This is a genomic window from Dermatophilaceae bacterium Sec6.4 (assembly GCA_039636865.1).
Lineage (GTDB): Bacteria > Actinomycetota > Actinomycetes > Actinomycetales > Dermatophilaceae > Allobranchiibius.
In genome coordinates this window covers 2,860,913-2,874,110 of the sequence record CP144172.1, presented here as the reverse complement: position 1 = coordinate 2,874,110, position 13,198 = coordinate 2,860,913, and the positions used below count along the sequence as shown (strand labels likewise).

12 protein-coding genes are annotated in these 13,198 nt (G+C 65.3%); 7 read left to right on the top strand and 5 right to left on the bottom strand.

Annotated elements, in window-relative coordinates; translation table 11 throughout:
* The first annotated feature begins 271 nt into the window (after window positions 1–271).
* The 4 genes from V3G39_13680 (at window position 272) to V3G39_13665 (ending at window position 2,544) form a co-directional block, all read left to right on the top strand.
* Complete coding sequence (locus V3G39_13680; protein XAS75695.1) at window positions 272–469, top strand: hypothetical protein; 198 nt, start codon at window positions 272–274, stop codon at window positions 467–469.
* 400 nt (window positions 470–869) lie between these two features.
* The gene (locus V3G39_13675; protein XAS75694.1) at window positions 870–1,337 is read left to right on the top strand and encodes a GAF domain-containing protein; all 468 of its coding nucleotides are present in this window, start codon (window positions 870–872) and stop codon (window positions 1,335–1,337) included.
* Between the two features lie 33 nt (window positions 1,338–1,370).
* The gene (locus V3G39_13670; GenBank protein ID XAS75693.1) at window positions 1,371–1,625 is read left to right on the top strand and encodes an ANTAR domain-containing protein; all 255 of its coding nucleotides are present in this window, start codon (window positions 1,371–1,373) and stop codon (window positions 1,623–1,625) included.
* A 307-nt stretch (window positions 1,626–1,932) separates the two neighbouring features.
* Window positions 1,933–2,544 carry a CBS domain-containing protein gene (locus V3G39_13665; GenBank protein ID XAS75692.1) on the top strand — a complete coding sequence of 204 codons (612 nt, stop codon included), beginning with the start codon at window positions 1,933–1,935 and terminating at the stop codon, window positions 2,542–2,544.
* Window positions 2,545–3,166: 622 nt separating this feature from the next.
* Here the strand turns inward: V3G39_13665 and V3G39_13660 are convergent.
* From V3G39_13660 to V3G39_13650, 3 genes are read right to left on the bottom strand one after another with little or no spacing between them, the layout of a single operon-like run.
* On the bottom strand, window positions 3,167–3,841 hold the full coding sequence (locus V3G39_13660) for an SRPBCC family protein (GenBank protein XAS75691.1): 675 nt from the start codon (window positions 3,839–3,841) through the stop codon (window positions 3,167–3,169).
* The gene (locus V3G39_13655) at window positions 3,838–4,584 is read right to left on the bottom strand and encodes a hypothetical protein (GenBank protein XAS75690.1); all 747 of its coding nucleotides are present in this window, start codon (window positions 4,582–4,584) and stop codon (window positions 3,838–3,840) included. Before V3G39_13655 ends, V3G39_13660 begins: the two co-directional genes overlap by 4 nt.
* The gene (locus V3G39_13650) at window positions 4,581–5,672 is read right to left on the bottom strand and encodes a hypothetical protein (GenBank protein ID XAS75689.1); all 1,092 of its coding nucleotides are present in this window, start codon (window positions 5,670–5,672) and stop codon (window positions 4,581–4,583) included. The genes V3G39_13655 and V3G39_13650 overlap by 4 nt, the downstream gene beginning before the upstream one ends.
* A gap of 1,196 nt (window positions 5,673–6,868) precedes the next feature.
* Here V3G39_13650 and V3G39_13645 point away from each other — a divergent pair.
* From V3G39_13645 to V3G39_13635, 3 genes are all read left to right on the top strand, one after another.
* The gene (locus V3G39_13645) at window positions 6,869–7,546 is read left to right on the top strand and encodes an ABC transporter ATP-binding protein (GenBank protein XAS75688.1); all 678 of its coding nucleotides are present in this window, start codon (window positions 6,869–6,871) and stop codon (window positions 7,544–7,546) included.
* Window position 7,547: 1 nt separating this feature from the next.
* Window positions 7,548–10,085 carry an ABC transporter permease gene (locus V3G39_13640; GenBank protein ID XAS75687.1) on the top strand — a complete coding sequence of 846 codons (2,538 nt, stop codon included), beginning with the start codon at window positions 7,548–7,550 and terminating at the stop codon, window positions 10,083–10,085.
* A gap of 435 nt (window positions 10,086–10,520) precedes the next feature.
* Window positions 10,521–11,390 (top strand): DUF6544 family protein, encoded by an 870-nt coding sequence (locus tag V3G39_13635; GenBank protein XAS75686.1) that lies wholly within the window; start codon window positions 10,521–10,523, stop codon window positions 11,388–11,390.
* A gap of 271 nt (window positions 11,391–11,661) precedes the next feature.
* Here V3G39_13635 and V3G39_13630 read toward each other — a convergent pair whose 3' ends face one another.
* Both V3G39_13630 and V3G39_13625 read right to left on the bottom strand, forming a co-directional pair.
* Entirely contained in the window at window positions 11,662–12,261 is a 600-nt protein-coding gene (locus tag V3G39_13630) for a hypothetical protein (protein ID XAS75685.1), read from the bottom strand.
* Window positions 12,262–12,506: 245 nt separating this feature from the next.
* Window positions 12,507–13,142, bottom strand: a complete 636-nt coding sequence (locus V3G39_13625) for a DUF4389 domain-containing protein (GenBank protein ID XAS75684.1) — start codon at window positions 13,140–13,142, stop codon at window positions 12,507–12,509.
* Window positions 13,143–13,198: the final 56 nt, after the last annotated feature.

Here is a 13,198-nt window from a genome sequence, read left to right as displayed (position 1 = left end):
GTCGACCAGGCTGGTCATGGTCTGACGGCGTGTGTTGTCACGGTCGGGACTTCAGCCCCTTACAACCCCTGACGCATCGTTGCAGTCTTGATGGTGCGCCCGAGGAACATCTTCGGACAGGTGCCCACGACGCAGCGGAGTATCGCCCACTACAGACGCCATGCGACCGTCCTGCGGCAAAGCCTCAGGGAAGGAGTAGCCCGGGATGTCAGCCCACCAAGCCTGCGAAGGCCTTCCCTGGGTCGGAAATTCGTGTACACCGTGGCCGCTCATGGCGTGGTTCGACGACCCGGGCAACCCTGGGCTGACCGGCCTGGCGCACGCAACATACGACGGTTCGAAGGTCGCGCTGTGCGGCGCGCACACGCCCTACCTCGGGGAGCCGTGGCCCAAGCTCGGGGAGGAGTGGTCATCAGCGTGCTCTCGCTGCCCGACCTGCGCACTTCGCCTGTACTCAGCCCGGGTCTAGCTGCATGAACTGGACAGGTTCTGTGACCGGGTGTCACACGCACGGTGGCAGGAGAGCTGGTAGAGCAGCCGCTGCCGATTGTGGTCGTTAACCCGTGTGTCGGCAGATCAGAGCTTGTCGGAAGACGAACCTGGGTCAGGCTCCTGTTCCGAGAGCACCAGGGGTCGAAAGTCTCTACCGGCACTGCTTGCTACCCCAGAGCATGGGGGGTGATCCAACCGCAGTTTTCGAACAGGGGAGCCCCACAATGAACTCATACCCAGTGACCCGGGAGTCCCCAGTGACCCGGGAGTCGCTGCGTGGCAGAGCACCCCAGCACCAGGAGGCCCTAGCGTCTCAGGCATCGATCAAAGTCTTGGCAGACCTGGATGCCGTTTCGGACGTGCGCGCGAGTCGTGCAATGAATCGACAGGTCCAGGCCGACACCAACGCTCTGCAAACGAGCCTTGCTGACCTGGCCGCGCTGGTGACCGGTTCGCGCAGCCTGACCGAATTTCTCGGTCAGGTCGCGACGTACGCAGCCCGCGCGATTCCCGGTGCGGATGGTGCGGGAGTGACACTGCTGCGCGTTGATCGCCCGGACAACAGGGTGCAGGCGTCGGCGGCTAGCGACCCATTTGTCGCGCAGATCGACCAGATCCAATACGTCACGGTGAATGAGGGCCCGTGTATTACCGCGGCGCTGGAGCGTCGCACGGTGCGTTCAGGGTCGCTGGGTGGGGAAAAGATGTGGCCGCATTTTGGCCCACGGGTAGGCCGTCTGGGGATCCACAGCGCGCTGTCGCTGCCGCTGCTATTGCCCGCGCAGGTTGTCGGCGCGATCGACGTGTATGCCCACGGTAAGGACGTCTTCGACGACCGCGCCTAAGAGCTGGGTGAGTTATTCGCCGAGCCCGCGGCTGTGACGGTGCACAACGCGCACACCCTGTCCCTGGCGATGACGCTGACCACCCAGCTACAGACGGCTCTGCTTAATCGGCCGGTGATCGATGAGGCAATCGGCCTGATCCGTAGCCGCACCGGTGTCAGTTCCGCGCGAGCCCGCGAACGGTTGCAGACGATGAGCCAGCATGAGCACGTGAAGATGGTCGAAATCGCACAGCACCTGGTTGACGAAGCGATACGACGCACCCGCGCACGCCACACCGGCAGCTGACGATCCCGCCACCAGAACTGGGGCACCCGCGCTCGAAACGCGTCCGAGTCGAAGAGTCAATCACCTGCCCGGTATTGGGATGTGTATCGATGACGGGTCCCTGGTCCAGGTGCAGGAAGCCGCCAGATCACGGCGTACCTGGACGGGCCGTGCAGACAACCACACTCACCACCACTGGTCCTGCGGTGTTGTGACCTTTGACTCTGCCGGGGCGAGCCGTGGCGCGGCAGGGTGGAGGAAGTTGCCGTGCGCCGGGCGAAACTCTAACGAGCTCGAACTCGAGCTGGCACAGTGAAAGGACGTGGAGATGTTGGTACGAGAAGTTATGACCCGCTCGGTGTTCAGTCTGCCGGCCGACGCCACGATCAATGACGCGATCCGATTGTTGACGACGGAGCGGATCTCGTGTGTTCCGGTGGTGGACGGGGACGGGCGGGTGATGGGCGTAGTCAGCGAATCAGACCTGTTGCAGGCCCCGCTGGAACCTGACCCTCGCGCCCACATGCGGCCGGTCACAGCGCCGCCACCACGACCGTCCCGGGTGGATGAAGTGATGACCGCATCGCCATTCACCACCCGTGAGCAGGCGGACGTCGCGCAGGTTGCCAAAGTCCTCGCAGAACGAGGCTGGAAAAGCTTGCCGGTCGTGCGCGAAAATCGGTTGGTCGGCATCATCAGCCGCAGTGACATCATCCGAACGTTGTCTCGGCGTGATGCGCAGATCAGCAGGGACGTGACGGCAAACCTGGCCAGCTACGGCCAGCCGGACTGGTGCGCGGAAGTCCGCGACGCGCAGGTCACCATTCATGGCCCGCAGTCCGCGCGTGACGCGCACCTGGCCGAAACCCTCGCAGCGTCCGTGGCGGGTGTGCGCCGCGTCGTGGTTGACGACTGGGCCATAAAGGAGGGACGGGACTGACGCCGACAGGTCGCCGGCAGGTGGTGGGCTGGCGGAACCGCGTGCGACCCGAGGGCATCGAAGAGATGGCTCGGCGCCAACCACCGAGCAGGCAGTGAAGAGCAAACTGACTAAGATCCGGAAAGCCGCCGTCAACCCCTCCTGTGCGGGAGCCCACAGGATGGACTCCCCTCGTCGCGACGACCACCGCGCCGACCGGGACAGGCCACGAATAAGGAAACGCCCACCACGGCGCCGGTGGCACTCATGCGATCAGTGGACGGACCATCACCGTAGGACGATCCGCATACGACATGGGTCGGCGTCTCGCAGATCGTTCCCTAATCGAGACAGACCTGAGGGGCAGTCAGGTCAGCTTCCGGCGTCCGGATGACGCGCCTACCCGATCAAGCGGTTGTGTCACAAAGTGGTGCACTGAACTGTCGACGTTTCACCCATCGCGCGCGTCATCAGGACTCGGGAAACGTCTCCGGTAATTCCTTTTGGTATTCGCAGCGTCGTATGAGAGTGCAGCTTGGCAAGAGGCCCGTTGGTGGTCGCAGCCCTCCCGGAGGACAGTCGCGAATCCTGTAGCAGTGCGTTGTTTGACGCTGCGGCGGCCTCCGCAACTACCACTACGCCGCTACGCCTCGTTTGGACCAGGACCGGTGCCGTCGGGTCCAGGTTGTGGGCTGGGAAATTGCAGCGCCTGCATTTCGGCTCGATCGCGGATGCCACGTAGCATCCGTTGGCTCATGATGGCGCTGACCAGCTCGACCGGTTCGACGATCAGCAGGGACCACCAGTGCACGTAGCTATAGCGCTCACGCACGATGAGGCGGCTCGTTCCGTCCGAGTACTCACGTAGGACGAAAGCCCAGGTGAAGTCATACGGTGGCGGTGCAGTCCCCATCGGCACTCCACCGCGCAGCACGACGGCGTGGGGCCGGTCTATTTGCGCAACGACCAACGCCAGATCTGGGTGGAGTCGAACCTCATTACCGACCTCGATGGGTTGCCACTCCGGCACGATGTGGTCGGCATTGTGGATGTTGCATCCCACAACGTTTTCCAGGCGGTCGTAGCTGTAGAAGCCGCCGCGGCCCTGCCCGAGTTGGGCCAGCCAGGGCCAGACCTGCGCCGCCGGTGCCCGGATCGTTACGGCCCGGGTAGCAGTCAGGTCCGCATCGGGCAGCAACTGGTCACCGGTGAGGGGGCCGTGGATCTCGGTGCTGGTGGCACCCCATCGTAAGTAGGTCCGCCGTGCAAGAAGCACGGTCGCAGCTACGAGCACTGCTCGGGTGCCCAGGTGGTTCATGCGCGGTGGGTCGTGTTGGGGACGCGCGGTGCGGTCGGACGGGCGTGCGTCTTGTTACCTGGCGCGCGACCGCTTTTGGGCTTGCTGCGTCCCGCGAACCAGAGGGCAACGGCTAAGAGGGCGATGCCCGGGGTTGCGAGGCTGGTCCAGGTCAGGGCTGCGAACGGAAGGGTGGCCAGGAGGATCAGCGCGAGCTGCCAGGCGGGCCGCACCGGTAACCACGGTGCGACAGCGAGGACTGCACCGCCTGCTACACCCAGGAGCAGAATGAGGACGGGGGCGGCACTCACCGCGATCAGCAGCAGACACGACCCCAGCACGCTGATCAGGACCCGGGTCCAGCGGTCGCGGACTATCGCGGTCATGCCTGATGTGTCGCTTCCAATAGTGACGCCTCCGGCCGCGAGAAGTAGCAACGTCCCCGGGATCCACCACAGGCGGCCGACGGTGCTGAAACACACGGCAGCTGGGATCACCAATCCGGCCAGGTACGCCGCCCTACGCCCGACCGGCGTGGGATGGCTCGCGCGCAGGGCCACCGCGCAGCCCAGCGCGACGAGGCTGAGTGCGACGGTCAGCACGCCCAGACCGACTGTGTTGGTTTTGGCACCGCTCCAACCTGGGATAGCAGGCCCAACCAGGGTCTGGGCGAGGCCGGCGAGCACACCCAGGCAGGCACCCACCAATGCCAATATCCCACCCACCGTGCGCAGAGGCACCAAGTGGCGAGGTGTGAGGCTCATCTGATGATCGCCTGCAATGAGCGGCGCGGACTCTTGCGCGGGGGACGCTGGGGGTATCCGAGTCGGAAAGTGACGAGGCCGTGGCGCCCTTGTCGATCGATGAGCCGGTCGAAGCGTGCCTCGAACGTGTCCGGTTTAGCAGTGGCCCGGTCGCGGTCGACGCGTTCAGTGATCTGGTTCATGTATTGCAGGCTCAGCTGGTCGATTGTCGCGGCGAGGTGGATACGTTGCGTGAGCCGTCCCCCGTTGAGCCGGGTGCGCGGATCACCCGGATCGGCAACGGTAACGACGCCGTAGGCCGCAGCGGTTGCGGTGTGAACGGTCCGGGTCTGAGTCAACCAGAACTGGTCACCGGCCGCTCTCGAGCTGGCTGGTAGCAGCTTTGCCAGGCTCAAGGTGAGCGGCGAAAGGCCCTGTCCGTCGAGGGTGAGACCGTCGCGGTACTTCTCAATGGAGTCACGGTTGTTGCGGAACCATGCGAAGCCTTCGATGGACTGTTCCTGGTCAGCAACGATTGCTTCGGCGGATTCAATCAACAGCCCATTCATCGTCGACATCTCTTCGGGACTGGTGACCCACCGCAGATCCACCCCTGGCAGGTCGGCGGCGAGGTCGCCAAGAGCGGCGAGGGTCGCCGTGGGGACCCGTGCACCGGTGAACGGGCCACGGTCGGAGTGTCGGGATCCGATCGCGTCGTACTGTGGCAAAGAAGTCCTAGCAGTGGCTGTCAGTCCCACTGACGCGATATGCGTGGGATCCGAACGGGCGGGCAGTAGGGAAATGTCAGGACGGTACCCGCGCGCCCCAAGGGCCAAGGTGAGATTTTCCAGCGCGCACCCCAGGCCGATCTGATGCTCCCGGGACAGCGGGTCCATGTGCGGCATCCGCCGAGCGGGATCGCTGAAAACATCGATGCGGCTTGCTGTGACGTGGAAACTCCACGGCTGAGTATTGTGCGGGTTCGCCGCCAGGACCGCCGCGGCGACAGCCCCTAACGGGCTTGGATCGTCGCGCCAGTGGCTCCACGCCTGGTAAGGCGCGCCCGCACCAGCGTTCAGGACCCCGTTGTCATAGACGCGATAACTCACACCCCAGGTGCCGGCAACGAGCACCGTAAGCCCACCAGCACCGGCACCCCTCAGCAACGAGCGACGGCCGATATTTCTCGAGGGACGCGGTGGCGTCGCCGACAGGCTCGACAATCCAGAGCCATTGCCCCCAAGCTCGATGTCGTCGGAGTCACGGCCTGGTGCGCTCGAATTAGGGTCCGGTCGCACCGTCATATCCGCGCTCCCGACAGGGCAATGACGTCAACCGAGGCGGTCAGCGGTACAGGCGCATCTTCGACAGCCACGACACCAAGCGGGCTGTGCGGAACCGCCATCGGTCGGTTCGGGGTGCTCCCCACCGGGGAGATCATCGGATCAAGGCTCAGATGGCGGTAACAACCGGCACGACGCGGTCGTAGGGTGTTTGTCACGAGTTCCACACCCGCAGCATCGACCCCTGAATGTGCCCCAGCACGAAACGGATCATAGTGCTGTCCCGGGTGACCGCTCCGCGCTCCCTCCCGCAGCCGTGGTCGCAGCACGTAGTCGTTGACATGCCTCGAGCAGGTCAGATGAGGGACAACGCGGTCAGGTTCTAAAATCATGGTTCCCCCGTAGGAGATCACCGAAGCGCTCGGCGCAGGCTACGGACAGCCACGGGTTGGCGGCGGACAGCCAAACCCATTCCGAACCAGCTGGGATAAACCAGCATCCTCACTGTACCCCGCAGGCGCCCGGGCGCGAGGGGATCGCAGAGGCCGGTTCGCCCGGTGGAAAGCACCGGCCTGCGCGCAGCTGGTGCCGGCATCCCCGCAGGCTCGCCCTCCTGGGTCACCCTGAGGCTGCCCACCGGCCGGTTGGGCTGGTTTGCGCCCCCTGCCCCAACCGGCATGCACTAAGAACCTGACGGCACCAGAGGATCTGGAGGTTGCGAAGACCCCCTTTCACGCCGCTACTGCTGGTTTCAGACGGGTCTGCTGTGGGGCCTTTTGGCCCTTACGGCGGCGATGGTGCGCATTTAGCGTCTTCAGTAGGGAAGTGCGTCCTCAGATCGCTCCGGGTGACGTGCCCGCCACACGACATACGGTCTGCCTCCTCGCGGGCCTGTTCTGGAGTCCCGAATGACGATCACCCGAGAACGCAGTTCAGCTGAGATCGATGCCCTGACTGATGGGGACGCGGTGGCGCGGGCTGAGCATCTGTGCAAGGTCTATGGGGTGGGCGATGCGTAGGTCGTGGCCCTGGACGATGTCACGGTGGAGTTCGGTCGTGGCCGGCTTACTGCGATCATGGGCCCGTCGGGGTCGGGTAAGTCCACGCTGATGCACTGTATGGCAGCGCTGGATGCGCCGACGTCGGGTCAGGTGATCATCGACGGTGTCGATATCCGGGGTCTGAAGGACAAGGCGCTGACGATGTTGCGTCGCGACCGGCTCGGGTTCGTATTCCAGGCCTACAACCTGGTGCCGACTCTGACGGCGCGCGAGAATATCACCCTGCCGGTCGATATCGCGGGCGCGAAACTCGACAGCGCCTGGTTCGACACGGTCGTGGATACCCTCGGTATTGAAGATCGGCTGACGCACCGGCCGGGTGAGTTGTCCGGTGGACAGCAGCAACGGGTCGCCTGCGCGCGTGCCCTGGTACGTCGACCTGCGATCGTGTTCGCCGACGAACCGACCGGCAACCTGGATTCTGCTGCGGGCGCGGAGATCCTGGCGTTCCTGCGTCGCTCGGTCGACGACTTCGGGCAGAGCATCGTGATGGTTACCCACGACCCGGTCGCGGCGTCGTTTGCCGACCGGGTGCTCTTCCTCGTCGACGGTCGCATTGTTGATGAGATCCTCGCCCCGACGACCACGTCGGTCCTGGAGCGGATGAAGAGCTTCGAGCTCGCCCGCCGGAAGGCCTGAGATGTTGCATGTCACCCTTCGGGGTCTGCAGGGCCACGTGATGCGGTTGCTGCTGACGGCGTTCGCGGTGATGCTCGGGGTATCGGTCGTGGCCGGCACCTTCGTGTTGAGCGACAGTATTAACAACACCCTGGGTGGCCTGGTTTCCCAGGCGTCCAAGGGGTTGGACGTCCAAGTCCGTAGCGTAGGGAACGCGGCCGTGTCTCCGGTCTCCGCAGGTGGATCCACCGTCAAGCCCGGCATACCTCTGACCCTCGTCCCGGTTGTCGCGGCCGTGCCTGGGGTCGCGCGCGTGGCGCCGGACCTGCAGGGCACCGCCCTGCTGGCCGGGAAGGACGGGCTCGCTGTCCGCAACGGCGGCGCGCCATCGCTGGGTTTCGCCTTCACCAAGGACGACCCGGCGTTCGTCCTGGTCTCCGGCCGCGGACCCACAGGCCCCACTGAGGTCGCGGTCGAGAGCAGCACCCTGGCTCGGGCGCATTTGAAGGTGGGGGACCGCACCCGCGCTGTGATCGGTGACCAGGCCAGGTCGGTCATCATCACCGGCGAGGTGGCTTTCGGATCGCTTTTCGGTGCCACGGCCGTTCTCGTCGACGATGCCACCGCCCGACGGGCCTTCGCGCCCGACGGCACGGTCCCGTCACTGTCGGTCACCGCCGCCCCGGGAGTCAGTCAGGCGACGTTGCGGGCAGCCGTCGCGAAAGCCCTACCCGCCCAGTTGGAGGCGGTGACCGGTGCGACCGTGCAGGCCGAGACCGAGACCTCGGTGCAGCAGGGATTGTCGTTCTTCACCACGTTCTTGCTGGTGTTCGCCGGTGTCGCGCTCTTCGTCGGTTCGTTCATCATCGTCAATACCTTCTCCATGCTGGTCGCGCAGCGCGCCCGCGAGCTGGCCCTGCTGCGAGCCGTTGGAGCGACCAGGGCCCAGGTGATCCGGATGGTGCTGGGTGAAGCGGTCGTCGTTGGCCTGGTGGGTTCGGCGTTCGGCATCCTTTTCGGGCTGCTGATCGCGGCCGGCGCCAAAGCGGTCATCAGCACCTTCCTCAATACCGATCTCGGATCGGGCCTGCCCGTTCACCCCACCACCATCGTGCTCAGCGTGCTGGTCGGGGTCGTAGTCACCGTCATCTCTGCGGTGCTGCCCGCACGTCGTGCCTCGCGCGTCGCGCCGGTCGCCGGGATGCGCGGCGATGACGGGTCGAACGCCGGTGGCCTGGGCAGGCGTGGCCTGATCGGCGTGGCCATGGTGATCTGCGGCGCTCTGGTGCTCGGCGTCGCGGTGACCCGCGCACAAGTGTCGTGGCCGGTAGCGGCCGTGGGAGCAGTGGCGACTGTGCTCGGCATGTTGGTCGCGGCGCCGCTGGCGACCCGCCCGGTCGTCCGGGTGATCGCCTGGCCATTCGTTGCCCTTCTCGGAGCTGTGGGGCGGCTCGCCCGCGAGAACGCGCTGCGGGTCCCACGTCGTACGGCAACCACAGCGAGTGCCCTGATGATCGGACTGGCCCTGATCGCCGGTATCTCGGTGCTGGCGCAGAGCGTCAAAGCCAGTGTGAGCAGTGGAGTCGCCGACGAGCTGACCTCCAACTTCGTGCTCAACAGCGGCAATATCGCCCCGGTGCCGGCACCCGTGGCTGCCGCTGCCCGCGACTTGCCGTCGGTGCGCTCGGTAGCCGCGGTGAGTTTCGTGGATGTCCGGATCGGGACCTTCCACACCAGCGCTTCGGCCACCAGTGCCGCCGACGTCGCGGACAACTTCCGGGTGCCGATGAAGAACGGCGCCCTGGCAGCACTGGGTCGACACACCGTCCTGGTCGATCAGACCACCGCCACCGCACGCGGCTGGCACGTCGGAGAGCCCCTGTCCGCAACGGTCGGCACCCTCAGGGGCGAACCCCTGGTCGTGGGCGGCATCTACAAGGACAGTCAGGCGTTCGGCTCGCACCTGATCATCGACCGGTCTCTGTACGACGCCGCACTTCCGGTGAGTCAACGGGCCGATGCCCGACTCTTCGTGCGGGCCGTACCGGGGGCCGACCTCCCGGCCCTGCGAGTCGCGCTGAGCGATCTCGTGCGTCCCTACCTGATCGTCTCGGTCCAGGACGGCACGGAATTCGCCAACGCCCAAGGCGCCTCGATCGACCTGCTGATCAACCTGCTCTACGTCCTGCTGCTCTTCAGCATCGTGGTCGCCGTCCTGGGAATCATCAACACCCTGGCCCTGTCGGTGTTCGAGCGAACCCGAGAGATCGGGCTGCTGCGGGCGATCGGCCTGCGCCGCCAGCAACTGGGCGCGATGATCACCATCGAGGCCGTGACCACCGCAGTATTCGGCGCCGTGCTCGGCACCGGCCTCGGCCTCGGGCTGGGGGTGGCGCTGCAGCGTGGCCTGGTCTCTCAAGGGCTGACCCAGCTCGCGATCCCCTGGCCGCTCATCCTCGCCATGCTGCTGGCTGCTGGCGTGGTCGGAGTCCTCGCCGCAGGCCTACCGGCCCTGCGCGCTGTCCGCCTGAACATCCTGCAGGCAATCGTCACCTCCTAGCAGGCCACATGCGAAGGAAGATTCGTGAAGGTACTGGCCATGCGCCCCTCGCAGCGCAGACAGGCCGATGCATTTCGTTCCGCTCATCCTGCGAATCAGAGGAGCTGATCTCTATGACCACAACACTGCGCTGGGTGCTCGTTGTTGTCCTCGCGGGGCACGGCCTGATCCACCTGCTGGGCGCCGCAAAAGGATTCGGGTTGGCCGAAGTTCCCCAGCTCACCAAGCCGGTCGGCGTCTTGGGGGGCGTGCTCTGGCTGCTCGCTGCCATCTTCGTGCTCACCGCCGCGGTATTGCTCGCCGTCGGCGCGCCCACCTGGTGGTGGGCCGGTGCGCTCGGTGCAGCGGTCGTCTCGCAGGTCGCCATTGCCACCTCCTGGCACGATGCGCGGGCCGGGACCATCGTGAACCTCATCCTGGTCCTGGCGGCCGGCTATGGCTTCGCTGCCGAGGGACCGACGAGTTTTCCATGCCCAGTATCGGCAGCATGTCTCTCAGGCGCTGGCCGACGTCGACCCCGCTTCAGCGGTACTGGCCGAATCGGACCTCGTGGGCCTGCCAGCCCCGTTGGCGGCCTACATCCGACGTTCCGGTGCGGTCGGGCGGCCCCGGGTGGTCAGTTTTCGTGCCGACTTCCACGGACGTATTCGCAGTGGCCCGGACGCAGCATGGATGCCGTTCACCGGTCAGCAGGTCAATACCTACGGACCACGACCGCAGCGGATCTTCCTGATGGACGCCACCAAATCCGGACTGCCCGTCACCGTCCTGCACGTCTTTGCTCACACCACGGCCACGATGCGGGTGAAGCTGCTTTCGGTGTTCACCATGGTCAACGCATCCGGCCCCGAGATGAACCGTGGTGAGACCGTCACAGTGTTCAACGACCTGGTCGTCATGGCCCCTGGCGCGATCGCCGACGCTCCTGCCAAGTGGAGCGCCATTGACGCTTTGCACGTCCGTGGCGAATTCACCGATGGCAATCAGACCGTCTCCGCTGTCCTCACCTTCGACGCACACCATGATCTGGTCGACTTCGTCTCCGACGACCGATCGGCAGCATCTGCCGACGGGAAGACATTCACTCCACAGCGCTGGTCGACCCCGCTCGCTGGACACCGTGACACCGGCGGACGCCGGGTGCTGACGACGGGTGCCGGGGTCTGGCACGCCGCAGGAACGGACGGCACGTTTACCTACCTGGAGTACCACCTCGACGCCATCACCTACAACCCGCGCAACGGTGTGACAGAAGCCGCCGTACCCCGATCCTCACTCCCGGTCATCAACCGCGCCGGCCGTTGACAACCCGCTGTCCACGCGAGGGCGACAGCACCCGGCGCGGCGTCCCTCTCCGCGACAACGAATCGTGGCCCGGCACGCTCGACGTAGCAGGACGCGCCCTGCCTGCCTCCCCAGCGGGCGCAGGCCACCTCGGGTCCGGTCAGGGCATCGGGCAGGACCAGAGCGGGAAGCCCGACGAGGACAACGGCCGCGGAGTCGCCGGGGCGGTTCCGACTGGCCAGAGTGCGCTAAGCCGCCACGGTTGTCCCCACTGCTGTTGGCGGGGGCGGGGTCAGTTAGCCGTTGTTGCCATCGCCACCCCGGCCACCCAGCCGGGAGCTCGTCCGCCGTCCGGCGGCACCAGTAGTGTGGCGATGCCGCTGACAGTCAGGAGCCAGGACACAAGCGAGTTGGAGTTCCACATGTCACCGGTATCGAGAACGTTTCGCCCCCAGGTCAGTGTGGGCACGTCACGAATACGTCGCAGCAGTAGTCGGGCAGTGGCATCGTTGTCGGTGAGCAGGGTCGAACCGCCAACAGCCCAACCTCGGTCGGGAATGGTGCCCCCGCGCCAACAGCGCACTTCGTAGCGAAAGAGCGCTGATCTTCCCAGAGACCGTAGGCCGACGGGGCCGGTCGCGACCACCCCATGGTCGACTCGTGGTCCGCTCCACTCAGGGGCCATTTCGATGACGTAATTGTCGTTGTCGACAGAGATCTCTAGCGCAGCATGGAACAGCACCTGGGGTTTCCTGCGTGCTATCGCGGCATCTGCCCGTTCCCACCAGCGGCTGGTATGCCCCACCACATGGCCACCGGCGCCGACAGGTATCCACAACAGGACAACGGCCGCCTTCGATAAACCGGGACGGTCATCGGGTGCGCTCTTCATCGGTTCACTCTTCATACCAATCGCCTGCACCTTCCTTTGGCTATAGCGACACGCATCCCGTCATCCAGGATGTTCACAACGTCATCCGCCGCCCTGCGCCTCTGGCTGTAGCCACGACTGCGGATTGACCTCTCGCTGGCGGACGTTGTAGTCCGCAGGCTTGGAGGTCCAACAGTCGTCGGGGTGGGCGAGAGCTATCTCATTGGTTGCTGTTCCCATTGGCTGCGCCGGTCATGCGTCGTGGTTCAGGCCGACAGGCTGAACGGGGGGTACTGGTCGGTGACCAGGACTACGGCATACGCGGCGACCCTGTTGTGCCACCGGATGACGCCCTGGACGAAGTCGAACATTCCGCGTGGGTATCTGCCGGTGAACACGATCGCGAACCAGGCGGCGATGACGACGAAGACCGCCGCGACGTCCAGGAACACCAGCACGATGATGTGCGGGATGACCAGGATCCACTTCACTAGGGGCAGCCACTGGTTCAGATCTCGCGTGGCGTCGGGGTAGGGGTAATCGAGGTGTACCGACTGGTGCTCATCGGTGGAGGGGTACCGGTCATCCATCAGCGCCAGATAGGCGCAGACGCGGTTGCCGAACCGTTGCAGCTCGAGATTCCAATCGAACCACCAGCGCGGGTATTTGCGCCGGAACACGATCATCAGCAACGGGCCGAAGAACAGTAGACCACCAGCTGCCGCGAGTACCTGGGAGGTGTTGCCGCTGGAGTTCCATTGTGAGGTTCCGCCGGACACCGCGCCCAGGACAACGGCAATGGGGATCACCGTGATGAGGCGGAAAGCCGTCGTGGACCGGTTTAGTGCTCGATCCGGATAGTCGACCGAGAATCGGACGGGGTAGGCAGTGGTTGGTTTCATCGTTTGTCTTTCCAGGCACTGCAGTAGCTGCGCGGGTTCAGGTGATGGACGATTCG